This is a genomic window from Streptomyces sp. RKND-216, assembly GCF_004795255.1.
GTDB classification, from domain to species: Bacteria; Actinomycetota; Actinomycetes; order Streptomycetales; family Streptomycetaceae; genus Streptomyces; species Streptomyces hazeniae.
Window position 1 is genome coordinate 4,448,620 of record NZ_SSBQ01000002.1, and the last position, 24,426, is coordinate 4,473,045.

The 24,426-nt window shown below is 70.3% G+C and carries 26 protein-coding genes and 1 pseudogene; 14 read left to right on the plus strand and 13 right to left on the minus strand.

Annotation, left to right across the window (positions count from 1 at the left end; all coding sequences use genetic code 11):
• Positions 1-96 precede the first annotated feature (96 nt).
• From E4198_RS19280 to E4198_RS19310, 6 genes are all read left to right on the plus strand, one after another.
• Entirely contained in the window at positions 97-1,797 is a 1,701-nt protein-coding gene (locus tag E4198_RS19280) for a carbon starvation protein A (protein WP_136184259.1), read from the plus strand.
• Positions 1,794-2,078: a cory-CC-star protein gene (locus tag E4198_RS19285; protein ID WP_027763782.1), complete on the plus strand. Its 285-nt coding sequence runs from the start codon at positions 1,794-1,796 to the stop codon at positions 2,076-2,078. Before E4198_RS19280 ends, E4198_RS19285 begins: the two co-directional genes overlap by 4 nt.
• Positions 2,069-3,064 (plus strand): ArsA family ATPase, encoded by a 996-nt coding sequence (locus E4198_RS19290; RefSeq protein WP_136184260.1) that lies wholly within the window; start codon positions 2,069-2,071, stop codon positions 3,062-3,064. Before E4198_RS19285 ends, E4198_RS19290 begins: the two co-directional genes overlap by 10 nt.
• Before the next feature lie 646 nt (positions 3,065-3,710).
• Positions 3,711-4,211, plus strand: a complete 501-nt coding sequence (locus E4198_RS19300) for a hypothetical protein (RefSeq protein WP_247597752.1) — start codon at positions 3,711-3,713, stop codon at positions 4,209-4,211.
• 235 nt (positions 4,212-4,446) lie between these two features.
• Entirely contained in the window at positions 4,447-7,707 is a 3,261-nt protein-coding gene (locus tag E4198_RS19305) for an RHS repeat-associated core domain-containing protein (protein ID WP_168711474.1), read from the plus strand.
• A gap of 519 nt (positions 7,708-8,226) precedes the next feature.
• Positions 8,227-9,282, plus strand: a complete 1,056-nt coding sequence (locus tag E4198_RS19310) for an RHS repeat-associated core domain-containing protein (RefSeq protein ID WP_247597753.1) — start codon at positions 8,227-8,229, stop codon at positions 9,280-9,282.
• Between the two features lie 412 nt (positions 9,283-9,694).
• Here E4198_RS19310 and E4198_RS19320 read toward each other — a convergent pair whose 3' ends face one another.
• Complete coding sequence (locus E4198_RS19320; protein ID WP_136184262.1) at positions 9,695-9,982, minus strand: hypothetical protein; 288 nt, start codon at positions 9,980-9,982, stop codon at positions 9,695-9,697.
• Positions 9,983-10,184: 202 nt separating this feature from the next.
• On the opposite strand from E4198_RS19320, the gene E4198_RS19325 reads away from it, so the two are divergent.
• Complete coding sequence (locus tag E4198_RS19325) at positions 10,185-10,625, plus strand: VOC family protein (protein WP_136184263.1); 441 nt, start codon at positions 10,185-10,187, stop codon at positions 10,623-10,625.
• 15 nt (positions 10,626-10,640) lie between these two features.
• Here E4198_RS19325 and E4198_RS19330 read toward each other — a convergent pair whose 3' ends face one another.
• Positions 10,641-10,859: a DUF397 domain-containing protein gene (locus E4198_RS19330; RefSeq protein ID WP_136184264.1), complete on the minus strand. Its 219-nt coding sequence runs from the start codon at positions 10,857-10,859 to the stop codon at positions 10,641-10,643.
• A complete protein-coding gene (locus tag E4198_RS19335) occupies positions 10,856-11,704 on the minus strand; it encodes a helix-turn-helix transcriptional regulator (protein ID WP_136184265.1) in 849 nt (282 codons plus the stop codon). The genes E4198_RS19330 and E4198_RS19335 overlap by 4 nt, the downstream gene beginning before the upstream one ends.
• Before the next feature lie 144 nt (positions 11,705-11,848).
• Here E4198_RS19335 and E4198_RS19340 point away from each other — a divergent pair, with 144 nt between their 5' ends.
• Positions 11,849-12,301: an ATP-binding protein gene (locus E4198_RS19340; protein ID WP_247597958.1), complete on the plus strand. Its 453-nt coding sequence runs from the start codon at positions 11,849-11,851 to the stop codon at positions 12,299-12,301.
• Positions 12,302-12,361: 60 nt separating this feature from the next.
• Here E4198_RS19340 and E4198_RS19345 read toward each other — a convergent pair whose 3' ends face one another.
• On the minus strand, positions 12,362-13,162 hold the full coding sequence (locus tag E4198_RS19345; protein ID WP_136184266.1) for a hypothetical protein: 801 nt from the start codon (positions 13,160-13,162) through the stop codon (positions 12,362-12,364).
• A gap of 228 nt (positions 13,163-13,390) precedes the next feature.
• On the opposite strand from E4198_RS19345, the gene dacB reads away from it, so the two are divergent.
• Positions 13,391-14,986, plus strand: coding sequence for a D-alanyl-D-alanine carboxypeptidase/D-alanyl-D-alanine-endopeptidase (gene dacB, locus E4198_RS19350; protein ID WP_136184267.1), 1,596 nt, complete (start codon positions 13,391-13,393; stop codon positions 14,984-14,986).
• 118 nt (positions 14,987-15,104) lie between these two features.
• Complete coding sequence (locus E4198_RS19355) at positions 15,105-15,368, plus strand: hypothetical protein (protein WP_136184268.1); 264 nt, start codon at positions 15,105-15,107, stop codon at positions 15,366-15,368.
• A 66-nt stretch (positions 15,369-15,434) separates the two neighbouring features.
• Here E4198_RS19355 and E4198_RS19360 read toward each other — a convergent pair whose 3' ends face one another.
• On the minus strand, positions 15,435-18,812 hold the full coding sequence (locus E4198_RS19360; RefSeq protein ID WP_136184269.1) for a pyruvate carboxylase: 3,378 nt from the start codon (positions 18,810-18,812) through the stop codon (positions 15,435-15,437).
• A gap of 249 nt (positions 18,813-19,061) precedes the next feature.
• Here E4198_RS19360 and E4198_RS19365 point away from each other — a divergent pair, with 249 nt between their 5' ends.
• The 3 genes from E4198_RS19365 to E4198_RS25825 are packed head-to-tail and all read left to right on the plus strand — an operon-like array spanning position 19,062 to position 19,704.
• Entirely contained in the window at positions 19,062-19,262 is a 201-nt protein-coding gene (locus E4198_RS19365) for a type II toxin-antitoxin system prevent-host-death family antitoxin (protein ID WP_247597754.1), read from the plus strand.
• Entirely contained in the window at positions 19,259-19,582 is a 324-nt protein-coding gene (locus E4198_RS19370; RefSeq protein ID WP_348771311.1) for a PIN domain-containing protein, read from the plus strand. Before E4198_RS19365 ends, E4198_RS19370 begins: the two co-directional genes overlap by 4 nt.
• Entirely contained in the window at positions 19,582-19,704 is a 123-nt protein-coding gene (locus E4198_RS25825) for a hypothetical protein (protein ID WP_348771312.1), read from the plus strand. Before E4198_RS19370 ends, E4198_RS25825 begins: the two co-directional genes overlap by 1 nt.
• An 18-nt stretch (positions 19,705-19,722) precedes the next feature.
• Here E4198_RS25825 and E4198_RS25025 read toward each other — a convergent pair whose 3' ends face one another.
• The 4 genes and pseudogenes from E4198_RS25025 to E4198_RS19385 all read right to left on the minus strand — a co-directional run bounded on the left by E4198_RS25025 (position 19,723) and on the right by E4198_RS19385 (position 21,159).
• Positions 19,723-19,932, minus strand: a complete 210-nt coding sequence (locus E4198_RS25025) for a DUF397 domain-containing protein (RefSeq protein ID WP_168711522.1) — start codon at positions 19,930-19,932, stop codon at positions 19,723-19,725.
• 4 nt (positions 19,933-19,936) lie between these two features.
• Positions 19,937-20,346: pseudogene (locus E4198_RS25030) on the minus strand (helix-turn-helix domain-containing protein); the annotation flags it as partial.
• A gap of 115 nt (positions 20,347-20,461) precedes the next feature.
• The gene (locus E4198_RS19380; protein WP_136185494.1) at positions 20,462-20,860 is read right to left on the minus strand and encodes a hypothetical protein; all 399 of its coding nucleotides are present in this window, start codon (positions 20,858-20,860) and stop codon (positions 20,462-20,464) included.
• A gap of 2 nt (positions 20,861-20,862) precedes the next feature.
• Positions 20,863-21,159 (minus strand): hypothetical protein, encoded by a 297-nt coding sequence (locus E4198_RS19385; RefSeq protein WP_136184271.1) that lies wholly within the window; start codon positions 21,157-21,159, stop codon positions 20,863-20,865.
• A 126-nt stretch (positions 21,160-21,285) separates the two neighbouring features.
• Here E4198_RS19385 and E4198_RS19390 point away from each other — a divergent pair, with 126 nt between their 5' ends.
• Positions 21,286-21,771, plus strand: coding sequence for a GNAT family N-acetyltransferase (locus E4198_RS19390; RefSeq protein ID WP_136184272.1), 486 nt, complete (start codon positions 21,286-21,288; stop codon positions 21,769-21,771).
• Here the strand turns inward: E4198_RS19390 and E4198_RS19395 are convergent.
• From E4198_RS19395 to E4198_RS19415, 4 genes are all read right to left on the minus strand, one after another.
• Positions 21,740-21,961: a hypothetical protein gene (locus tag E4198_RS19395; protein ID WP_027763801.1), complete on the minus strand. Its 222-nt coding sequence runs from the start codon at positions 21,959-21,961 to the stop codon at positions 21,740-21,742. The two genes, E4198_RS19390 and E4198_RS19395, sit on opposite strands and share 32 nt — an antisense overlap.
• A gap of 55 nt (positions 21,962-22,016) precedes the next feature.
• A complete protein-coding gene (locus E4198_RS19400; RefSeq protein ID WP_136184273.1) occupies positions 22,017-22,196 on the minus strand; it encodes a hypothetical protein in 180 nt (59 codons plus the stop codon).
• Between the two features lie 215 nt (positions 22,197-22,411).
• On the minus strand, positions 22,412-23,371 hold the full coding sequence (locus tag E4198_RS19410) for a ribokinase (protein WP_210732854.1): 960 nt from the start codon (positions 23,369-23,371) through the stop codon (positions 22,412-22,414).
• Complete coding sequence (locus E4198_RS19415) at positions 23,371-24,378, minus strand: LacI family DNA-binding transcriptional regulator (RefSeq protein ID WP_168711475.1); 1,008 nt, start codon at positions 24,376-24,378, stop codon at positions 23,371-23,373. The genes E4198_RS19410 and E4198_RS19415 overlap by 1 nt, the downstream gene beginning before the upstream one ends.
• Positions 24,379-24,426: the final 48 nt, after the last annotated feature.

Consider the following 24,426-nt stretch of genomic DNA (forward strand, 5'->3'; position numbering starts at 1 on the left):
GAGGACCGCTCTTCCCGGCCCCCGCCGTCTGCCTGCTCGGCGCACACGCCGCGCGGGCGTGCGGCTCCGTCCCCCCGACCTCCGAGGGCATCTCCTATGAACGCACTGCCGCTGCTCCTGATCGGCCTCGCGATGTTCGCGGGCGGCTACCTCCTGTACTCGAAGTTCCTCGCCAACCGGGTCTACAAGCTCGACGCGTCGTTCAGAACCCCCGCGCACGAGATGCAGGACGGCGTCGACTACGTCCCGACCAACAAGTTCGTGCTGTGGGGCCACCACTTCACCTCGGTCGCGGGAGCGGCGCCGATCGTCGGCCCCGCCGTCGCCGTGATCTGGGGCTGGGTCCCCGCGTTCCTGTGGGTCACCCTCGGCACCGTCTTCTTCGCGGGCATGCACGACCTCGGCGCCCTGTGGGCCTCGGCGCGCAACAAGGGCCGCTCGATCGGCGCGCTCTCCGGCCGCTACATCGGCGCCCGGGGCGCGAACCTCTTCCTCGTCGTGATCTTCCTGCTGCTCCTGATGGTGGTCGCGGCCTTCGCGGTCGTCATCAAGAACCTGCTGATCTCCACCCCCTCGGCGGTCATCCCCGCCTGGGGCGCGGTCGCGGTCGCCCTGCTGGTCGGCCAGGCTGTCTACCGCTACAGGATGAGTCTCGGCCTGGTCACCGTGGTCGGCGTCGCGGCGCTCTACGGCCTGATCGCCCTCGGCGACGCCTTCCCGGTGGAACTGCCCGACCCCATCCTGGGCATGTCCCCGGCCACCTTCTGGATCCTCGCGCTCTTCGTCTACGCCGGCATCGCCTCCCTGCTGCCGGTGTGGGTGCTGCTCCAGCCGCGCGACTACATCAACGGCGTCCAGCTCTTCGTCGGCCTCGGCATCCTGTTCGGCTCGGTGCTGCTCAGCGCCCCGACGATCGTCGCCCCGGCCCTCAACGACGCCGTGCCCGCAGGCACTCCGGGCCTCATGCCGCTGCTCTTCGTCACCGTCGCGTGCGGTGCCATCTCCGGCTTCCACGGCATGGTCTCCTCCGGCACCAGCTCCAAGCAGCTCGACAAGGAGACCGACGTCCGCTTCGTCGGCTACTTCGGCGCGGTCGGCGAGGGTCTGCTCGCGCTCGGCGCGATCATCGCGGCCATCGCGGGCTACCGCACGCTGGCCGACTGGGAGGCCGTCTACAGCGCCTTCGGTGAGGGCGGCGTCACGGCGTTCGTCGACGGCGGCGGCGCGATCCTCAACGCCGGCCTGGGCCTGCCGGTCTCGCTCAGCGCGACGGTCCTGGCCACCATGGCGATCCTGTTCGCCGCCACCACCATGGACACCGGCGTGCGCCTGCTGCGCTTCGTCGTCCAGGAGGCCGGCGAGGTCGCGAAGGTGAAGATCAACAACGGCGTCGGCACCCTCATCGCCGTCGGCGTCGGTCTGGGACTCACCTTCAGCCAGGGCGCCGGAGGCGAGGGCGGCCTCCGCATCTGGCCGCTGTTCGGCACCAGCAACCAGCTGCTGGCCTCGCTGACCCTGTCCATCGTCGCGGTCATGCTGATCCGCAAGCGGCGCAACCCGGTGCCCGCGCTGGTGCCGCTCGCCTTCGTGTTCGTGATGGCGTTCTGGGCAGCCCTCGTGCAGCTCGGCGACTTCTACGACACGGGGGACTGGCTGCTGCTGGTCATCGACCTCGTCATCATCGTCGCCGCCGTGTGGGTCGCCTTCGAAGCGGTCGTCGCGATGCGGAAGGCTTCCCAGGAGCCCCCGGAGGCCCTGGACGCCGACGCGACGCAGAAGGCCGAGATCAAGGGGTGACGACGACGTCCCGGCGGGCCTCGTTCCGGGCCCGCTGGTCCGCGTTCCGGGCCGGGCTGGAGGAGTTCTACGCCGGTCCCTACCGGCGTACCTTCGCCCGCGCCCGGCGCGAGGAGGACGACCTCTTCCGGATGGTCGTCCTCGCGGAGGCCCTGGGCGTGCCCGACCCGGCGGCGTACTACACCGCCGAGCTGATGCCCGCCCTCTACGAGGACTTCCACGCCTGGCACCGCCGCATGGGCATGGACCGCTCACCCCTGGAGCACGTCGGATGCTGCTAGGCCCTGCCCCGGAACTCCTCGCCGCGCGCCGGGTCGTCTTCGTCGGCGGCAAGGGGGGCGTCGGCAAGACGTCCGTCGCCGCGGCGCTCGCCCTGGGCCGTGCCCGGGCGGGCGCCCGCGTGCTGCTGGTCTCCACCGACCCCGCACACAACCTCGGCTACCTCTGGGACCGCCCGGTGGGCGACGAGCCCGTACGCCTCGCCGAACCCTCCGGTGCAGGGGAGACCGGGGGCCACGTGGACGGGCTGGAGATCGACCCGGACCGCACGGTCGAACAGCACCTGTCCGCCGTCTCCGCCACGATGCGGCGGCTGCTCCCCGAACGGATGCACGCACCCGCCGCCCGCCACCTGGAGCTGGCCCGGCAGGCCCCCGGCACCCACGAGTCGGCCGCCCTGGAACGGATCGCCGAGGCGGTGCAACTCGGGGACGCCTCCTACGACCTGGTCGTCTTCGACACCGCCCCCTCCGGCCACACGTTGCGGCTGCTCGCCCTACCCGAACAGCTCACGGCCTGGACCGAGACCCTGCTCGCCAACCGCGACCGCTCCGAACGGTTCGGCGCCGCGCTGCGCGGACTCGGCGGCGACGAGGAGAGCGACCGCGACGCCGAGCTGCGCCGCATCCTGCTGCGCCGCCGCGACCGCTTCGCCCGGCTGCGCGAGGTGGTGACGGACCCGGCGCAGTCGGCCTTCGTGCTCGTACTGACCGCCGAACCCCTCCCGATCGCCGAGACGCTGGAGGTGCAGGAGAAGCTCACCGGCCTCGGCGTCGAGGTGACCGCACTCGCCGCCAACCGCCGCTCCCCGGCGGACGCCGGTGAACTCCTCGCCCAGCGGCGGAAACAGGAGGACGCCCATCTCGCCCGCCTCCGGGACCGGCTCCCGGGCGTCCCCCTCCTCGACATCCCGCTCCTCCCGGGCGACCTCGTCGGCCCCGAAGCCCTCGCCACCCTGGCAGACCACCTCGGGAACGCCTCTGCGTGAGGCCGCAGTTGTCCTACGGCCGCGCGTCCCGAGGGCCAGCCGGTCGATCTCGGCGAGCACGCAGGCCACATGCGGACGCACCCGCGCGCGCAGCGCCCCGCTCCAGCGCTCCTCGGAGTAGCGGCAGTGGAGGTAGAGCCGCCTGGCGTGCTCGACGGTGCTCGCGCGGAGCCGACGCGGGAGCTGTAGCGTCCGGTAGCGCGCCGGGCCGCGCCGGCAGACAGCCGGGGCAGGCGATGAGGGCTGCGTCGGTGTGGAGGCGCTGCACCGCACGTGCGCCGTTCCCTCACACCTGGGGGACCCTTTCGGCCAACTGTCCGGTCTGCAGCGCTCGCTATGACGCCGAGCAATCATTGCCTCCCGGCAATCAGTGCAGGTTGGAGGACATCCGCCGGCGGGGCTTGTTCTCGCACGTTTGAGCCTGGAGCACCGCATATTCAGCGCTCAGTGTGCAGAGATGTGGAATGTTGTGCGAGTCAGGCGGTCAGGGGAGGCCGTCGACTGACACTTCCTTGGGGGGAAGCGCATGCGTACACGTGCTGAAAGCACGTCTGTTCGGCATGCCCGCGTCGCGAGCGTGCGGGGGTTCGCCGATGGTGTTCCCGCGGTCCGGCGTCGGCGAAGGCTGCTGCCGTGGGGCAGGGCGGTGTCCGCGGTCGCCGCGGGCGCGGTGCTGTCCCTGATGGGCAGCGGCGTCGCGGTGGCGGGATCGGGCCCGGAGCCCGAGCGGGATCCGGCGTCGGGGTCGGCAGCGACCGAGGCGGGAAACCCGGCGAGTGTCCGGGCGCAGGCGGCGGGGGTGTGTGCGGACGCCTACCAGATCGGCACGACGTCCTATGCCTACCGCCAGGGCGAGGAGATCGCTTCGGTGAAGCAGTTCTACTCGCCGGAGTGCAACGAGAACTACGGCTATGTGTGGGTGTGGAAGTCCTTCCTCGACAAGGACATCACCTTCGACCTGACGGTGGGCGTGTGGTCCTACGAACGGGAGTACGTGGTCGGGGCACAGACCACGTTCGACACGCACGAGCAGGAGTTCTGGAGCGGTGGCGCCGACACGGTCGAGGAGTGCACCTCAGGCGACGGCGTGTTGACCGTGCCCGGTGAGCAGGGTGGTTACCCGGCGCGCACCTCGAAGCGCTGCTGAGAGCCGCTTCCGGTCAGGAACACGCCGGCTCCCCGACGGAGCGGTGTGTTCTGTTCCGGTCTCCCTTGCGCCGGGCCCTCAGGTCTCTGAGCGAGAAGGCAAGGGGCGCGGGTGGTGCCGCTGGCACGGCACCACCCGCCATGGAACGTCCCGGTCCATCCGATTGCGACAGTTGGGGGAGTCCCACATGCATGTTGGCATGCCCGCTATACGGCGCCGTAGACGCCGGGTCCGCATGGCGGCGGTGTCCGTCGCCGCTGCGACGGCCACGGTCGTCGCGCTGGTGCCCGCCACGGCGGCAGACCAGACCGCGTCACCGGCCAGGTCGGTGTTCACCGCCGACCCGCCGCCGGTGCCGCAAGGAGTGACCAAGGCGCCGGCCAGTACGCCGATAGGTGTGCCCGGCAGTAAGCGGCCGACGGTCACCGCAGGCATCCTGCAGTCCTCCTTCCAGGGCATCGGCACGGGGAAGGTGCCCTGGTCGGACTTCCATCAGGCGCAGTTGACCGACGCGGTCGCCGCGCAGGTGAACGTGGGCAACGGCAACCTGCTGCTCACGCTGACCGCTTTCGACGTCGCCGACCCCGGACCGGGTGGGGGGCTGAAGTTCGGGCACGCCTACAACGGCCTGAACACCTCCTGGAAGTCCTCCACGGGCGCGGACTATCTGGTGCGGGAGCCGAACTCCGGCGCCGTATACGTCCAGGGCCCCAGCGGCACGATCGCCGTCTTCGAGCGGGACGGCGACGACCTCACCCCGGCTCCGGGGTACCGGCAGGACCTGGAGGAGTCCTCGGACGGCAAGACCTTCACCCTCACCGACCGCGGCAGCGGCCGCGAGACGACCTTCACCCGTCCGGACGACGACATCAGCACCGCGGCGCGGGTCTCGAGGATCGAGGACAACAACGGCAACGCCACCACCTTCGCCTACGACGGTGACCTGACCCGCACCATGACCGGCGTCTCGGGGCGGAAGCTGACCTTCACCCATCAGGACGGACGCCTGGTGAAGGTGGCCGACCACACCGGACGGGAGGCCACCTACGACTGGGACGGGCCGGACCTGGCCTCGTTCACCGACACCGCCGGTGCCACCACCCGTTTCGACTACGACGCCTCCCACCGGCTCACGAAGGTGACCACTCCGGAGGGTCGGCAAACGACCTTCACCTGGGACACCAACCGTGTCGGCTCGATCACGCGCGTCACCGACGAAGCCGAAGGCACCGGTCCTACGACCGCCTTCCGCTGGGTCCTGCCGCAGCCCGGCTCGCCCGGCGAGGGCGTGGTACGCATCACCGACCCACGTGGTGAACACACCCTCAAGACGGTCGACTCCCGCTGGCGCACCCGCAAGACCGAAAACCCCCTCGGCCACGAACGCAGCGCCGAATGGAACGCCGACAACAGCGTGGTGACCGCCACCGACGCCATGGGAGTGGGCGGCGACCCCGGCAACGCCACCACCTTCGGCTGGAACAACCGCGGCGCGATGACCTCCGCCGAACTGCCCACCGGCGCCACCACCTCACTCAGCGCCTACCAGACCATCTCGGGCGCCGACCTGCCGGGCACGATCACCACCCCGGACGGGGAAGAGACCGACTACGACTACGACACGAAGGGCAACACCCTCTCCGTCGCGGTCACCGGCGACGACGGCGGCAGCCGGGAGTTCACCTACCAGGACTCCGACACCGACTGCGGCGGTTTCGACGGTCAGCGTTGTACGGCAGAGCAGCCGCACAAGGACGGCGAGTCTGCTCCCACGACGCACTTCACCTACAACGGCGACGGTGACCTGACCACGGTCGATCCCCCGGAGCCGAAGGGCGACACGACCTACACCTACGACGCTCTGGGCCGGACGAAGACCGTCACCGACGGCCGCGGGCAGACCCTCACCTACACCTACGACGACCGCGACCGCGTCACCCGCGTGGAGCCCGAGACCGGCGCCGCGATCGTCTACACCTGGGACGACGACGGGAATCGCACCTCCCGCACCGACACCACGGGCACCACCGGATACACCTACGACGACCTGAGCCGTGAGACGGTGCGCACCCTCCAGGACGGCTCGCAGACCGTGCTGGCCTACACCCCGAACGGCAACCTCGACTACTACCGCGACGCCGGCGGCGAGACCGACTACACCTACGACGCCGCGAATCGTCTGACCGACCTGACCGCGCCGGACGGCAAGACCACCACCTTCGACCACAACAGCAACGGCGAGCGCACCAAGACCACCTATCCCGGTGGCACCGTTCAGGAGATCGATCTGGACGATTCGGGACGTCCGCAGCGGATCACCGCCACCTCCGACGCCGGCACCCTGGTCGATCTGTCCTACGACTACTCCCGCACCGAGGGCGGTGAGACGGTCGACGGGACGAAGATCCGAGCGAAGACCGACCATGTCACGGGTCTGGACTACACCTACAGCTACAACTCGGCGGGCCGATTGTCCTATGCGGAGGAGCAGGACGGTTCGGAGAAGGTGGCGGGCTGGCAGTACTGCTACGACCCGGCGGGGAACGTCACTTCCCAGGGCGTGACCGAGGGGTGTCCTCGCGGTACCGAGTACACCTACAACGACGCCTCCCAGCTCACCGCGAAGAACGGGGAGGGCTCGGGCTGGTCCTACGACGAGGCCGGCAACGAGACTGCCGGTGCGCCGACGACGGCCGACACCCGTACCGGTGAGAAGTACTCCGCCTACAACCAGCTCACCGAGATCACCCACGACGGCGCCACCTACACCGCGGAGTACGCGGGCACCAGCAACGCCGAACGTGTGCGTTTCGGTGACACGACGTTCCGCAACACGCCGCTGGGTCTGTCCGCTCAGACGACGAGTGGCGTCACCACCGGGTTCGTTCGCGAGCCGGCGGGCACACTCAACTCCATGACGCGGGGCGGGGAGAGCTACTACTACCTGACCGACGCTCTCGGTTCCGTCGTCGCTCTGACCGACGAGTCCGGTAACAAGGTCAACTCCTACGACTACAAGCCCCGCGGCTCCTTGCGCGCCGGCAGCAGCGAAGAGGTGCCGCAGCCTTACCACTTCACCGGCACTTACCACGACCCCACTCACCTCTACAAGATGGGAGTCCGCTACTACGACAGCCGCACCGGCCGCTTCACCCAACCCGACCCCAGCGGCCAAGAGGTAAACCCCTACCTCTACGCCAACGGCGACCCTGTCAACAACATCGATCCCACGGGGAAACTCTTCGGTGCCGTCGCCCTCGGTATTACCGTCGCGACGATCGGGTACGCCTACTACACTAACGGCCAAAACGGGGCAGAGGCGGCAACCGCTGCCGCCATCGCGGACGCGGGAGTAGTCGCCCTTTGCGAGGTGGGAGCCGCAGCAACCACGGGACCAGGAGCGGTGGCTGCCCTGCCAGCATGCATGACTATCGGAGCTGCTGCAGGAATGGCGGTGAGCAACATGTACAAGCAGAAACAGAGCTACGGCTACTGATATCGAGATGATGGGGGGCGAATTCAATTCGCCCCCCATCCGGCACCGTCCGCGCTGATTTTGAGATCAATAGGAGAATTATGCCCACGCCTAGAAATCCAAGGCAGGTCGCCTACCTCGGAGCCATCACGGCAACGTGCGGAATCTTGTTGCTTTTGGTGCCCACTATGTTCGGACGACCGGGAATTGAATGGGTCCCCACGGGAGCGCTCGGATTTATCCTACTCATCGCGGGACTCGGCAGTATGGCGGTAGTGAAGCTCAAGCGACGATAACCTTGAGGAGAAAGGGTAGACTCAAGTAAATGCATCTAACTGAGACGCTCAGCGGCAAGTACACGCCTATACCGGATGGACAGAGCGCGATACTCTTCACGGTGGTATTCATCGTCTCTACTTGCGTAATTATCTACCTGTTCAACCGCAAAAAGTAGACATTTTTCTGTATCTTGCACATGGGCTATCCCGAACAAGACGTACGCACCCGTCCTATGGGGAGGAGCGGGACGGTTCGGAGAAGGTGGCGGGCTGGCAGTACTGCTGCGACCCGGCGGGGAACGTCACTTCCCAGGGCGTGACCGAGGGGTGTCCTCGCGGTACCGAGTACACCTACAACGACGCCTCCCAGCTCACCGCGAAGAACGGGGAGGGCTCGGGCTGGTCCTGCGACGAGGCCGGCAACGAGACTGCCGGTGCGCCGACGACGGCTGACACCCGTACCGGTGAGAAGTACTCCGCCTACAACCAGCTCACCGAGATCACCCACGACGGCGCCACCTACACCGCGGAGTACGCGGGCACCAGCAACGCCGAACGTGTGCGTTTCGGTGACACGACGTTCCGCAATACTCCGCTGGGTCTGTCCGCTCAGACGACGGGTGGCGTCACCACCGGGTTCGTTCGCGAGCCGGCGGGCACACTCAACTCCATGACGCGGGGCGGGGAGAGCTACTACTACCTGACCGACGCTCTCGGTTCCGTCGTCGCTCTGACCGACGAGTCCGGTAACAAGGTCAACTCCTACGACTACAAGCCCCGCGGCTCCTTGCGCGCCGGCAGCAGCGAAGAGGTGCCGCAGCCTTACCACTTCACCGGCACTTACCACGACCCCACTCACCTCTACAAGATGGGAGCCCGCTACTACGACAGCCGCACCGGCCGCTTCACCCAACCCGACCCCAGCGGCCAGGAAACCAACCCCTACCTCTACGCCCAAGGCGACTTCATCAACCGGATCGATCCGAGCGGCCTGTTCAGCTTCGCCGATTCGGTGGGCATCGTGACGGGCACCTTGGCTGGAGCCGCTGGAATTGCCCTTGTGGCCAGTTCCTGCGCACTTACTGCGGGCATCACCTGCGTCGCGGGCGCGATGGTGACCGGAGCGCTGTGGGGAGCCGGTGGCGGCGCGTTGGGCTCGACCCTCGCCCCGGGCGGCGGCCCTGGGTCTGGTCCAGGCCCTGGACCAGACCCAGGGCCGCTTCGACCTCGCGGCGTTCCTGCTCGGTCAGTGCTGCGGTCGGCTTCGGAGCGGAGTCGGGGGATAGCCCGTCCGCTGCCCGCTCAGCCTGGGCGATGAGGGCGTCGACCTGAGCGAACTGTGCCTCTATGGCGTCGCTCTCCGCCATCTGGCGTGTTGCGGCATGCAGAACATAGGCCGAGACATCCATGCCAGCTCGTTCCGCGTGCTGCTTGATGCGTTCGGCCTGGTCGTTCTCCAGACTGATGGTGATGCGCGTCTTCGCCATGAAAGAATCGTCATACGCGTATGACGGCAGTGCCAGTGTGAGCACGCGGAGGGCATGGGGCGCGCCCTGCCGTCGGCCCCCTCCGTTTCGCTTCCCCGGGTAGCCCGCCTCCACCGCAGGGCAGCCGCCCCGAGGCTGCGGGACCGCGGGCGACGCCGCCGGGCGAGTGTGCGATACGCGCGACGCGGGTCGCCCGCGCTCGCAATGCGTGACGGAAGCGCTCAGCGGCTTCGAGGAGACCGGTCAGCCGTTGCGCGGCTTCCGTACGAGGCCGACGACGCCGGCGGTCAGGCCGCCCACGACCAGGACCAGTCCGCCGATGTTGTCCCACTGCGGTCCGGACTCGGCCTCGCGGATGCGGTTGTAGCTCTCGATGGATATCGGGCAGCCCTTCTCCTCGTCGACGAAGCCCGACGTCACCCCGGGGTCCTTGGCGCACTCCGCCTCCGGCCCCTCGGGCTCCCACACCATGAGTCCCACGCCGATGACGATCAGGAGGGCGGCGAGTGCGAACAGTCTGGATCTGGTCATGACATACCTCGGTTGCTGTGCGAGAGATGGTGAACTGCGAAGGGCGACAGGAACGTACACCGGGCCGCCGACAGTCCACGCGCCAGCCGGGCAAGGTGTGGAAACATCGGGGAGTGGGGACGGTGCCCGAGCGTTCTCTCTGTCGTCACGCGCTCGTGTGGCGTGAGCGTGCAGCCTCGCGGCGGTCCATATGCTCAGGCGCATGAGCATTCAGCGGATGGACAACGTCGCCATCGTCGTCGAAGACCTTGACGCGGCCGTCGAGTTCTTCACGGAACTCGGCATGGAGGTGGAGGGCCGGGCACAGATCGAGGGCCGGTTCGCCGACCGCACCGTCGGACTCGACGGCATCCGGAGCGAGATCGCGATGATGCGGACCCCGGACGGCCACAGCAAGCTGGAGTTGACCAAGTACTTCGCCCCCGAGCTGTCCGGCGCGGGCCCGGAGAACCCTCCGCCGAACACGCTGGGCCTGCACCGCGTCATGTTCGCCGTCGACGACATCGACGAAACCCTCGCCCGCCTGCGGGCCCACGGCGCCGAACTCCTGGGCGAGGTGGCGCAGTACGAGAACACGTACCGGCTCTGCTACCTGCGCGGCCCCGCGGGCATCATCGTCGCCCTGGCCGAACAGATCGGCTGAGCCGGGGCCCTGTCTTCAGGAACGGATGCCCTGGCGTGCCGCGTAGACCGTGAACGCCGTCCAGCCTGCGGGAGAGACGATGAAGCCGGGACGCGCGACGTCCTTGGAGTCCCGCACGTGCACGGCGTCGGTCGCGGCGGCGACCTCGATGCACTCGGGTCCGTCGTTGCTGCTGTAACTGCTCTTCGTCCACCGCAGCGCCGAACCGTCCCCGATGCTGGTCCTGAGCGTCATGTCTCTCCCCGCACTTTGTCGACGTAGGCCAGGGACTCACGTGGCGTGAGCGCCTGTGATCGGATGATCCCATATCGCATCTCCAGGATCTGGAGCTCTTTCGGCCTGGAGATGATCCGGTTGGTGAGCTGAGTTTCGGTGTGGCCGACAGACCCGCCGTCCTGGAGCTTGATCAGTTCCATCGGGCCGCCGAGCCCGGCGTGGACGTCCCGGTCGGTCGGCATCACCTGCAGGTTGACATGTCGAAGGCCACCGATCGTCAGCAAGTGCGCCAACTGACGCCGCAGGCAGTCCCTCCCGCCGATCGGGCGCCGCAGCGTCACCTCCTCCAGCACGAAGGTCAGCATGGGCGGTCGGGCCTGATGGATGATCTCCTGACGTGCCATGCGCGCTGCCACGTGCCCGTCGACCTCTTCCTCGGAGAACGCGGGCCAACGCATGTCGTACAGAGCACGCGCGTACTCCTCGGTCTGCAACAGGCCGTGCATGTTGTGATTCGCGTACAGGTTGAGTTCGACCGCGTCGGCCTCCAGCTTCGCCAAGTCGCGCACCTTCTTCGGGTACCGCGCCTCCGCCACGTCCTTCTGCAGCGCGGTCAGCAAGCCGTCCGCGTGCAGCACCTCGTCCGCCTTGCTGAGGAACTCCGGCTTCGGCACCCGTCGGCCGCGCTCGACGGAGGAGACCTGCTCCAGGCTGTACCCGATTGCCGCACCGAGTTCCGCCTGCGTCATCCCGGACCGCTCGCGGCAGAGTTTCACCAGCTTGCCGACCGTCCGCACGACGGCCGCCGTGTCGTCCTCGTCCCACGCCGCGCCTCCGGGCGGGTGTTCGGTCCCGTCCTCCATGCCCACCTCCATGTCCCGGCTGTGCTCAACCGCCGCTCTCCGCACGCCGTCACGCTGTGCAGCCCGGACACGACCGGACGGCAGCCGGACGGTGACCGTGCGTACGGGCGGAATCACTGTTCACCGTAGAGGTGGACGGACACGCTGGGTGACGTGAATCGTCAAAGTTCCCCCGTAACGGGTCGTCAGTTCTCCGTGCAGTTGTCCGCCACCCGCCGTGGCGCCCGGCTCGCACGTCGGCTCTCCGTCCAGCAACTCGCCGAGTGGGGCTGGGGCTACGACTCCGCCGCCTCCGGGGCCGTCGCGCACGTCGTGGCCGAGCTGGCCGTGAACGCTGTCCAGCACGGACGCGTGCCGGGACGGGACTTCCGGTTGCGACTGGCCCTCGACGACGCGGAACGGCTTCGCGTCGAGGTGGTCGACGCGCGGTTCGACCGGCTGCCGCCCGGCCCGGCTCGCAGGGCTGACGCTTTGGCGGAGACCGGCCGCGGACTCGTCATCGTCCGCGCCCTCGCCGACCGCTGGGGCGTCGAACTCCGGCCCGCGCCCTGCAAGACCGTGTGGGCCGAACTGGATCTACGCCCGGCCGCCCGGTGAGGGCATGTGTGGGGGGCGGCAACGAGGTTGCCGTCCCCACACATGGAAGCGGTGAGTGCGTCAGAAGCCCCGGGCCAGGAGGCCGTCGCTGAGGAGCTTGGTGCGGATCATGCCCGCGTCGCTGCCCCGGTCGAGGCTGCCGCTGAACGGCACCGGGGACCAGGCGTACTCGCCGGGGAACTGGTGGCCGGACAGTTCGTCGATGCGCCGGGCCCCGTCCTCGCCCACGTTGTGGACCGCGTACTGCCGGGTGAAGCTCTCCGAGCAGTGGTCGTTGCCCAGCGCCCCGTCCTCGCACGAGCCGAGCGAGGCGTAGTTGCCGTGCTTGTTCTCGGCCGAGTAGATCCGTGCGACGTAGGGCGAGCCGCCGGCGTTCCGTCCCCAGGCGCAGTCGTTGCCGAGCAGGCGTTCGTCGGTGTGCTCGAAGGCCGTGCCCTGGTGGGCGGTCGTCTTCAGCGCGAAGGCGCCGTAGCCGTTGGGGCAGTCGGCGCGGGGAGCGAGCGTCAGGGCGAACGGCTCGACGTCGCCGGAGTGCCCGCCGCCGAACCAGTCGCCGCAGTCCTGCCGGTACAGGATTGTGTACATGATGGCGATCTTGCCCGGGTCTGCGGGGTGGGGTCTGACCCGGGCGAGCGCGGTGCCCGGGTTGCTGCTCGTCGCCGGGTCGGTACAGCCCGAGTCCTCGCCGCTGTCGAACCAGACCCAGGGGAAGTGCCGGGCGGCGAGGGTGTCCTCCAGTGCGTCGTCGAGCCCGTCGCCGTCCCCGTCTCCGGCCGCCTGGGCCTGCGCGGGACCGGACATCATCGCGGTGAAGAGGACGAGCAGGGACGCGAGCAGGCCGCGCAGCAGATGACGTTTCACGTCTCTCCTTCAGGGATGGCTGAGGGGAAGTGCCTTCCGTGCCGTGGCGGCGTTCCGGGCGCAGCCGGGGGCGCCAGGCGCGACGGGACGGTACAGCCGACTCCGGCCGCGCGATCCCGTCCGCGTGGCGGGATCGAAGGAGACCCCCATTCTCCGGCCGCCCCGGGTGTAACCCGGGTGCGTCCCGCATCTGTCGCGCGGCGCCGACGTCCGGGATGCTGGCGAGCTATGACGAGACCAGGTTCCGGGTTGAAGTCCCGTACACGTGCCGGAGTGTGGGTGGTCGCCGCCGGGCTGGCGCTGACGCTGAGCGGAGGACCGCCCGCGGGCGCCGACACCGACACGCCGCAGGGCACCGCGCTTGCGGGCGCCCTCGACCGCATCCTCGCCGACGAACGCCTCGACGGCGGCGCGGCGAGCGTGGTCGTGCAGGACGCTGAGAGCGGCGAGGTGCTGTACGCACACGAGTCCGACGACCGGCTGATGCCCGCCTCCAACACGAAGCTGGCCACCTCCGTGGCCGCCACCGCGCTACTGGGGACTGACCACCGCTTCCGCACCGACGTCCTCGCTGACGGGCGGCAGCGCGGGAGCGTGCTGCGCGGCGACCTCTACCTGCGCGGCACGGGCGACCCGACGATCCTCGCGAAGGACTACGACAAGCTCGCCGAGGAGGTCGCCGACTCCGGCATCAAGCACGTGTTTGGCGACCTGGTCGCCGACGACACCCGGTTCGACGACCAGCGTCTCGGGCGTTCCTGGGCCGCCGACGACGAGTCCGCGTACTACTCCTCGCAGATCTCACCGCTGACCGTCGCCCCCGACACCGACTACGACGCCGGCACCGTCTACGTCGAGGCCGCACCGGGCGACGAACCCGGTGACGAGCCGAAGGTCACGGTCACCCCGCCCAACGACTACGTGACGGTCGACGTGCGCGGCACCACCGTCGCCGAGGGCGAGACCGACACCCTCTCCATCGACCGCGAGCACGGCAACAACACGATCGTCGTCGACGGCGACATCCCCGTCGGGGCGAACCCGACCCGCTCCTGGACGGCAGTGTGGGAGCCCACCGGCCTCGCCGCGGCCGTCTTCGCCGACGCCCTCGCCGAACACGGCGTCCGCGTCCACGGCGACACCCGCCTCGGACGCGCCGCGCCCGACGACGCCGACGTGCTCGCCGCACACGACTCCATGAAGCTGGAGGACCTGCTGGTCCCCTTCATGAAGCTGTCCAACAACAACCACGCCGAGGTGCTCACCAAGGCCGTCGGCCACGAGGTCGCGGGGGAGGGCACCTGGGACGCCGGCCTCTCCGCGATCGAGGACTACCTCGCCAAGGAGGGCGTCGACACCTCCACCCTCCGCCAGGTCGACGGCTCCGGGTTGTCCCGGATGAACAACATTCCCAGCGCGGAGCTCGCCCAGCTCCTGGTCTCCGTGCGCGACGCGCCCTGGTTCGACGCGTGGTACGCCTCGCTGCCCGTCGCCTGCGAGTCCGACCGCATGGTCGGCGGCACGCTGCGCTCCCGCATGTGCGACACCCCGGCCGCAAGCAACGTCCACGCCAAGACCGGTTCGCTGACCGGCGCTTCGGGTCTCTCCGGGTACGTCACCGACGCCGACGGCCGCGAGCTGGTCTTCAGCATCCTGCTCAACAACTACCTGGCCTCCTCGGTGAAGGGCATCGAGGACGCCATCGCGGTCACCCTCGCCACGCACGGCGAGGACGGCACCCGCCGCATCACCCCGCCCACCGCGCGGAACGGCGAACCCCCGGCCCACGTGGAGTGCTCCTGGCTCAAGCCCCGCCACTGCTGACCGCTCCCTCCCGCACACCAACGGGCCGGCCTCCGTCGGGATACGGCGGCCGGCCCGTTCGTCGTGGGCCCGTCGGCCGGTAGGTTCGGCACGGAGCCGACGGCCAGGGGGAGGAACCATGAGCGAGCCCGGCGAACCGCGGGCGGCCGACGCGGCCGAAGCCGCCGAGAGGCGGAGCGGGGACGAGCCGGCGGACCGCGACACACCGCGTCCAAGCAGCCGGGGCAAGCAGTACGCCCTGTGGGCCGGACTCGCCCTCTGCATCGTCGTCATCGCCTGGGTTGCCTGGGGCCTCATCCAGTTCGACCACGCCCTGGAGCATCCGCAGGAAGGCGGCTTCTCCGGCTGGCAGTGCGAACCCGGGCGCGACTGCTCGCGCTGACGCCCCTCGCCGTCGCGTGGACGGCCGGGGCGCGGCGGGTGGCCCGCCGTGCCCCGGCCGTGCGGGTCAGTTCATTTCGATCAGCAGGTCGCCGCCCTCAACCTGCTGAACCTTGCCGATGGCGAGGCGGGAGACGGTGCCGGAGCGCTGGGCGGTGATGGAGGCCTCCATCTTCATCGCCTCGATGGTGGCGACGGTGTCGCCCTCCGTCACCTCGTCGCCCTCGCCGACCTGGAGGGTGACCGCGCCCGCGAACGGGGCGGCGATGTGGCGGTCGTTGGAGGTGTCCGCCTTCTCCGCGACCTTCACGTCCGTGGTCACCGACCGGTCGCGGACCGACACCGGGCGGAGCTGACCATTGAGCGTGGTCAGGACGGTGCGGTGACCGGTCTCGTCCGGCTCGGAGATGGCCTCCAGCTGGATCAGCAGGGTGACGCCCGGCTCCAGTTCGGCGGTGTGCTCGATGTCCGGTTCGAGGCCGAAGAAGAAGTCCTTGCTGGTGAGGACCGAGGTGTCGCCGTAGGAGCTGCGGTGCTCGCGGAACTCCTTGTCCGGGCCGGGGAAGAGCAACCGGTTGAGCGTGCCGCGCCGGTCGTCGCGCAGCCCGTCGCGGTCCTCCCCGGACAGCGGCACGGACTCGGCGCCCGGCTTGCGGCCCTGGAGGGCGCGGGTGCGGAACGGCTCGGGCCAGCCGCCGGGCGGGTCGCCCAGCTCGCCGCGCAGGAAGCCGATCACCGAGTCCGGCACGTCGAACTTCCCCGGATCGGACTCGAAGTCCTTCGGTTCGACGCCCGCGCCGACCAGGTGCAGCGCCAGGTCGCCGACGACCTTGGAGGACGGGGTGACCTTGACCAGCCGGCCCAGCATCCGGTCGGCGGCGGCGTAGCAGTCCTCGATCAGCTCGAAACGGTCGCCCAGCCCGAGCGCGATGGCCTGCTGGCGCAGGTTGGAGAGCTGCCCGCCGGGGATCTCGTGCTGGTACACGCGACCGGTGGGGGAGGGCAGCGCGGCCTCGAAGGGGGCGTAGATCTTGCGGACGGCCTCCCAGTACGGTTCCAGGTCGCCGACGGCGGCCAGGTCCAGGCCGGTGGCCCGTTCGGTGTGGTCGGTCGCCGCGACCAGCGCCGACAGCGACGGCTGGCTGGTCGTGCCGGCCATCGAGGCCACCGCGGCGTCCACCGCGTCCACGCCCGCGTCGATGGCGGTGATGAGGGTGGCGAGCTGGCCGCCGGCCGTGTCGTGGGTGTGCAGGTGAACCGGCAGGTCGAAGCGCTCGCGCAGCGCGGTGACCAGCTTCCGCGCGGCCGGCGGGCGCAGCAGCCCGGCCATGTCCTTGATGGCCAGCACGTGCGCCCCGGCCTCGACGATCTCCTCGGCGAGCCGCAGGTAGTAGTCGAGGGTGTAGAGCTGCTCGGACGGGTCGGAGAGATCCCCCGTGTAGCAGAGCGCGACCTCCGCGACCGAGGTGCCGGTCTCGCGTACGGCGTCGATCGCCGGGCGCATCTGCGACACGTCGTTGAGCGCGTCGAAGATGCGGAAGACGTCCATGCCGGTGGCCGCGGCCTCCGCGACGAAGGCGCTGGTGACCTCCGTGGGGTACGGCGTGTAACCGACGGTGTTGCGGCCGCGCAGCAGCATCTGGGTGCAGAGGTTCGGCGCGGCCTCGCGCAGCGCCGCGAGCCGTTCCCACGGGTCCTCGGCGAGGAAGCGCAGCGCCACGTCGTACGTCGCCCCGCCCCAGCACTCCAGGCTGAGGAGCTGCGGCGCGATGCGCGCGACGTGCGGGGCGACGGCCAGCAGGTCGCGGGTGCGCACGCGGGTGGCCAGCAGCGACTGGTGCGCGTCGCGGAACGTGGTGTCGGTGACCGCCACGGCCTTCTGCTGCCGCAGCCGCTCCGCGAACCGCTCCGGGCCCAGCTCGCGCAGCAGCTGCCGGGAGCCGTCCGGTGCGGGGGCGTTCAGGTCGACGGCGGGCAGCTTAAGCGCCGGGTCGGCGACCTGCGGGCGGGGGCCGTGGGGGCGGTTCACGGTCACGTCGGCCAGGTAGTGCAGCAGCCGGGTGCCGCGGTCGGCCGGCTTGCGGGCCTCCAGCAGCTCCGGGTGCTCGTCGATGAAGGAGGTGGTGACCCGGCTCTCGGAGAAGTCCGGATGGTCGAGCACGGAGGCGAGGAACGGCAGGTTGGTGGCGACGCCGCGGATGCGGAACTCGGCGATGGCGCGCCGCGCCCGCCGTACGGCCGTCTCCCAGTTCTCGCCGTTGCAGGTGAGCTTCACCAGCATGGAGTCGAAGTGCGCGCTGGTCTCGGCGCCGGTGTGGGTGGTGCCGCCGTCCAGCCGCACTCCCGGGCCGCCGGGAGAGCGGTAGGCACTGATGAAGCCGGTGTCGGGGCGGAAGCCGTTCGCGGGGTCCTCGGTGGTGATGCGGCACTGCAGGGCGGCGCCGGTCGTGCGGATGGCGTCCTGGGTGTAGCCCAGCTCGTTCAGCGTGGCGCCTGCTGCGACGCGCAGCTGGGCGATGACCAGGTCGCGTCCGGTGACCTGCTCGGTCACGGTGTGCTCGACCTGGATGCGCGGGTTCATCTCGATGAAGACGTGCCGCCCGCGCTCGTCCAGCAGGAACTCCACGGTGCCGGCGTTGACGTAGCCGATGTGCCGGGCGAACGCCACCGCGTCGTCGCAGATCCGCTGCCGCACCTCGGGGTCCAGATTCTGCGCGGGGGCGATCTCCACGACCTTCTGGTGGCGGCGCTGCACGGAGCAGTCGCGCTCGTAGAGGTGGACGACGTCGCCGGAGGCGTCGGCGAGGATCTGCACCTCGATGTGGCGCGGCTTGACCACGGCCTCTTCGAGGAAGACCGTCGGGTCGCCGAAGGCGGACTCGGCCTCGCGCATCGCCGCCTCGACGGACTCGCGCAGCTTCTCGGGCTGCTCCACGCGGCGCATGCCGCGCCCGCCGCCACCTGCGACGGCCTTCACGAAGACGGGGAAGCCGATGTCGTCGGCCGCCGCGACGAGGGCGTCCACGTCGGCGGACGGCTCGGACGACCGCAGCACGCTCACGCCCGCCTCGCGGGCCGCCGCCACGGCGCGCGCCTTGTTCCCGGTCAGCTGGAGCACGTGGGCGGGCGGGCCGACGAACTTGATGCCCGCGTCCTCGCAGGCCTGCGCCAGCTCCGGGTTCTCCGACTGGAAGCCGTAACCGGGGTAGACGGCGTCGGCGCCGGCCCTCCGGGCCGCCTTCACCACCTCGTCCACCGACAGGTACGCCCGAACGGGGTGCCCGGGCTCGCCGATCTGGTACGCCTCGTCCGCCTTGGCTCGGTGCAGGGAGTTGCGGTCTTCGTACGGGTAGACGGCGACGGTCGAGACACCCAGCTCATAGGCGGCGCGGAACGCCCTGATGGCGATCTCGCCCCGGTTGGCCACGAGCACCTTGCGCAACATACGGCTCCCTGCTCTCTTCCGGACCGGATGCCGAGATCGTAGAGGGTGACACCCTTCCCCGGAACAGGTGGCACTCGGTGCCATTCATCACGCCGTGACCCGCGCATACGGTTCGGCCTGCTGGGCATCCGCTCCCGGTGGTGCCGCGGCAGGGGTCGGCGCCCTCATGGGAGCACGTGGCACCTTTCCGCGTACTACCGTGTAGTACATGGAAGCCACGGCGCGCGAGTCAACCAGCATTCCTCCCGCATGCTGACCGCTGCCGAAGCGGGCGACACGATCACCGTGACGAAGAACGGGCGCCCGGTGGCGACCGTCCGCCCCTACGTCACCGGGAACGTCCCGCATCATCCCGTCGGTCCCATGGGAGACATCGAGCTTCCCGACCTGGACCTGCCGGACCTCACCGACGACGAGATCGACGACACGCTGCGAGGGATGGGTTCGTGACCGAACTCGCCATCGCGGACTCCCACGCGCTGTACCGGATGCTCGACCCGAAGCTGAGCGGCCATGAGGCCCACCGCAAGGCGCTGGGTGCCATCGGCCACCTCGTCATCTCGCCTCTCGTCCTGGGGGAGCTCGACCACCTGATCTCCCAGCGGTCAGGGGCGGACAACGCCGTGGCGACACTCCGCTTCGTGGAACGCTACGCGGCGTTGAAGCGCTTCGAGATCGCCGACGTGGCACCGCACGTCGGAACCGCCGTCGCCGTCATGCGGGGCTACCGAGACGCCGACCAGGGTTGCGGCGTCGGGCTCGTGACGTGATGAACGTGGCCCTGGCCGCCGCCTACCGTACGGACACCGTGTTCACGACGGACCGCCACTTCCGGATGATGCGGCCGCTGACCGGCCACAGCTCCTTCCGCCTGCTGCCCGAGGACCTGTGAGCGGGGCAAAGGGCCGACTCAGACGTCCGTGTCCTGCCCCGCGTAGGAGAGGAAGGCGGACCAGCCGTGGGCGGGGAAGCGGAGCCGGGGGCCGTGGTGGTCCTTGGAGTCGCGCACGTGGACCATGCCGGGCGTGGCGGCGACCTCGACACAGTCGCCGCCGTCCGAACCGCTGTGGCTGCTCGTCACCCAGCGCAAGTGGCTCGGCTCCACCGTGATGCTGCTCATGCCAGTGCCCGGCGAAGAGGGCCCGCACTCCTCGGTCTGGGGTAACCCCGGCACCAGCAGCGGGTCGTAGGAGAAGCGGCTGACCGCCTCCGCCTCGATCAGGGCGAAGTTTTGGAAGAAGGGGGGGAGTTTCGCCAGGTCCACCTGGTCCTGGTGGACGTTCAGCGTGCCGCCCGCGTCGAGTGCGCGTTCGACCGAGTCGGTGAAGGAGCCTTTCGCCGGGCGGCGTCCCTGTTCCACCGAGGCCACATGCTCGTAGGAGTAGCCGATCGCCTCCGCCAGCCGTTGCTGCGTCAGTCCGGCCCGCTCACGATGGAGCTTGAGGATCTTGCCGTATCCCACCCAGATGTCGGGGCGGTCGTCGTTCGCCTCCCGGTTCGTCTCGCGCCGCTTCTGCCGTCGGTCGGTCCCCATGCGCATCAGCCCCTCCGCGTGTCGATGCCAGCCGGACCAACAGGGTGCGGGTGGACAGGACACGGCCGACGACCCGCGAGCCCGGAGCCGGCCCGTACACGCGGCGCTCGGAGGGTCAGAGCTTCACGACGACGGCGCGTTCGCCGCAGAGCTTGCGCATGTCGTCCTCGTCGGAGGTGAAGACCGTGACGGGGCCAGGCTGGCGGAGGGCGACGGCGGCCAGCGCGGCGTCGGTGGCGTACTTGTGGCCGTGCAGTCCTGCGTCGCGGAGGAGTTCGACCGCTTCCTTGGCGACGGTCTCGGTGACCGGTTCGATGTGGAGGCGGGAGAGCGCCCAGTGCCAGGCGGGGCGGTAGGTCTTCATGTCGTACGCCTCGATCAGCGTCATCGACGTGGTCAGTACGCGAACGTCCGCCTTGGCGGCGTCCTTGAGTCGCAGGCCCATGCGGCGGTCGCCGGAAACCCACTGGGAGAGACCTTCGCAGTCGAGCAGGTAAGTCACCTCTCCGCGCAGCGTCACGCCGCCTTCTCGTGTGCGACGGGGGCGTGGTCGTCGGCATGCCGGGCCCGGGCGCGCTCGGCGTGCATTCGCTCGATCTCCCGACGCTCGGCCTCCGCTTCGCGTATCTCCGCCTCGGTGACCTCGCCGTACTCGGACTCCCACCAGTCCACGGCCTCGTTCAGCCGGTCGCGTTCGTGCTGGCGCTCTATGGCCTGTGTGACGTAGCGGCTGAAGCCGCCGGTGCCGACCTCGGCGCGGATGGCCTCGGCGAGCTCCTCGGGGAGGGTCACGGTGTACTTCTTGGTTGCCATACCGTCGACCATACCGGACGAGGGGTCCCCGAGATGCCTGCGACCAGTGGATGTCCCGCGAACCGGTGAACCGACGGAACGTGCCGTTCACGCCGGTGAAACAGCAGCCGGGCACAGTGCGGGGGCATGAGGATCGGGCAGGTGGCATGGGCGCACCCGGCCGCGGAGGCGCTGCGGGCCGGGCAGCGGGCGGAGATCGCGGCGCTCTACGGCAGGCCGGACAGCGAACCCGGGACGCCGCCGACCGCGGCGGACGTCGCCGCGTTCTTCGTGGCGTGGGACGACGATGCGCGGCCGGTCGGCTGCGGCGGTCTGCGCGCCCTCGGCGACGGGATCGGCGAGGTGAAGCGCATGTACGTGGTCCCCGAGGCACGCGGAACGGGCGTGGCGGACGGCGTACTGGCCGCGCTCGAAGAATGGGCGCGGGGGCAGAAGTGGTCCGCACTGCGGCTGGAGACCGGCGACGGACAGCCTGCCGCCGTCCGGTTCTACGAGCGCTCCGGCTATCGGCGCATCCCGAACTTCGGAGCGTACGCCGGGGTGGACGGCTCCTGGTGCTTCGAGCGGAGGCTCGACGCCGTCAGAGCTTGTCCATCCCCTTGTACGGGGTGACGATCCGGGCCTGATGCGACCCGAAGTCGACGATCAGGGCGTCGTCGTGGCCGACGCTGAGGACGCGGCCGAGGCCGTAGCGGTCGTGCGAGACGCGGTCTCCGGCCGCGTACTCCTCGACGGCCGCCACGACGGCGGGGGCGAACGGACTGGTGGGGAGGTGGCGCCGGGGCGCGGTGGGCTTCGTCATGGGCCCTCAGTATGCGCCCTCCACCCCGCCTCATGGGAAGGGGCGTGTCAGGGAGCTAGGACGACGCGTCCCTGCGGGCGTGGTCCTCGACCACGTCGGAGAGGTGCTGGGAGAGCAGGCCGGCCACCGGAAGCCGCACACCGGTGTCCCGGGCGGCGGCGACCACGTCCCACAGATCCTTGCTCCACGAACGTTCGCTCACCGGCGTGCCCACGCGGTCGTAGTCGGCGGCCATCCGGTCGAAGAAGCCCCAGTTGTGGGCAGCACGCCGCGGTCCACCTCGCCGCGCCGGACCGGATCGCACACCAGGCGGGTGATGTCGGGGAAGTCGACCGGGTCCGCGGTGTGTGTGCCGACGTCGGTCACCTCGACGCCCATCCGGTCCAGCACCTCCCTGACGTGGTCCTAGAGGCCGAGACCGCAGTGGTCGTTGCCCAGGGTGTTGCGCATTCAGGCTCCTTCCGGCGAGCGGGTGTTGCGGATGCTGCGGATTTCGTCGTGCCGGGGCATGGCCTCCTGGGCCCCCGAGCGGGTGACGGCGAGGGAGGCCGCGAGGACCGCTGTCGTGATCGCCGCACGCGGGTCGGCCCCCCGGGCGAGGGCGGCGGCGAGGTAGCCGGCGAAGGCGTCCCCGGCTCCCACGGTGTCGGTGGCGTCCACCCGGGGTGCGGGAAAGACCTCCGATGCACCGCCCCGCATCGCCAGGGCGCCGCGGGCGCCGAGGGTGGCGACGACGAGGCAGCCGTTACGAGCGGCCAGCGCGCGGGCCGCGTCCTCGGCAGATTCCGCCCCCGGCTCGCCCCCGGTGCCGGTCGCGGTCCCGGCGGAGGCCAGCAGCCGGGCCTCGTGCTCGTTGACCAGCAGCACGTCGAGTTCCGGCAGCGGCAGGCCGAGTGCGTCCGGCGGCGGCGCGGGTGCCGCGTTGAGCACCACCGTCGCACCGCGGGCCGCCGCCCGCCGTCCGGCCCGGCGCACGACGCCGAGCGGCACCTCGCACTGCAGCAGCAGCACGTCGCCGGGTCCGAGCCGGTCGCAGGCGGCGGCCGTGTCCTCGTCCCCGAGGTGCCCGTTGGCGCCGGTCGTGACGGCGATCATGTTCTCGCCGCCGTCCTCGACGAGGATCGTGGCCGTTCCGGTGGCCACGTCCGCCCGCCGCCGGACGGCGGTGGTGTCCACGCCCTCCCGGGCCAGGGCCCGCAGCAGCAGGTCCCCGCCCTCGTCGGCGCCGACGGCGCCGACCATCCGGACCGTCGCGCCCGCGCGGGCGCACGCCACCGCCTGGTTGGCGCCCTTGCCGCCCGGCAGCCGGTGCAGGCGCCCGCCGGCGACCGTCTCCCCGCGCCCGGGCAGCCGCGGCACGCTCGTGACGAGGTCGACGTTCAGGCTGCCGAGCACCGTCACGGAGCCCATCAGCGCACCTCCGTACGGCGGTGGCGTGCGGTGGTCTGCCGCCGCACGATGTGCACGTCGAGCACCTCGCTCGCCGGCTGTTCGTCGTTCATGGCGCTCCCGATGAGCAGGGCGGCCGCCCGGCGGCCGAGGGTCTGGATCGGCTGGTGCACGGTCGTCAGGCTTGGCCGCAGGTACGACGCCAGGTGGATGTCGTCGAAGCCGACGACGCTCACCTCGTCCGGCACGGCGAGGCCGACGTCCTCCAGGGCGCGCAGCGCCCCGATGGCCATCAGGTCGTTGCCGCAGAACACGGCCGTGAACGGGCGCCGGCGGCGGCGCAGCGCGCGCAGCCCGTCGCAGCCGCCCTCCTCCAGGAAGCCGCCCTCGACGACCAGGGACGCGTCGTACGGCAGCCCGGCCTCCTCCAGCGCCTCCCGGTAGCCGTCGTGCCGGTCCCGCGCCACGGAGAGGTGGGCGGGGCCGCGTACGTGCGCGATCCGCTCGTGGCCCAGCTCTATGAGGTGTTCGGTCGCCAGCCGTCCGCCGCGCCGGTGGTCGCTGCGCACCACCTGGGAGCCGTCGACGGTCGTGTCCCGGTCCACTGCGACGACCGGCAGCCCGGCGAGGGCCGCGTCCAGTTGTTCGCTGGCGGCCAGCCCGCCGACCAGGACCACCCCGTCCACCCGCTTGCGCCGCAGGTGCAGCAGCTCCTGCACCGCGATCTCGCTGTCCTCGGAGGTCTGGCAGAGCAGCAGCAGCTTCTGGTGCGCGGTGGCGACCTCCTGCACCCCCTTGACCAGTTCGGGGAAGAAGGGGTTGGTGATGTCGGGGACGAGCACCGCGATGGTGCCGGTCGCCTTGCCGTGCAGGCTGCGGGCCAGGTCGTTCGGCTCGTAGCCCAGCCGGCGGGCGGCGTTCAGCACCCGTTCGCGGGTCGCGCGTCCGACCCGGCCGCTCTCGTTGAGCGCCCGGGAGACGGTGGTGATGGAGACGCCCGCCTCGGCGGCGACGTCCCGGATGGTCACCACGTGCGGTGCACCGGGAGGGGTGCGGCGGACCCAGGTGATGGACAA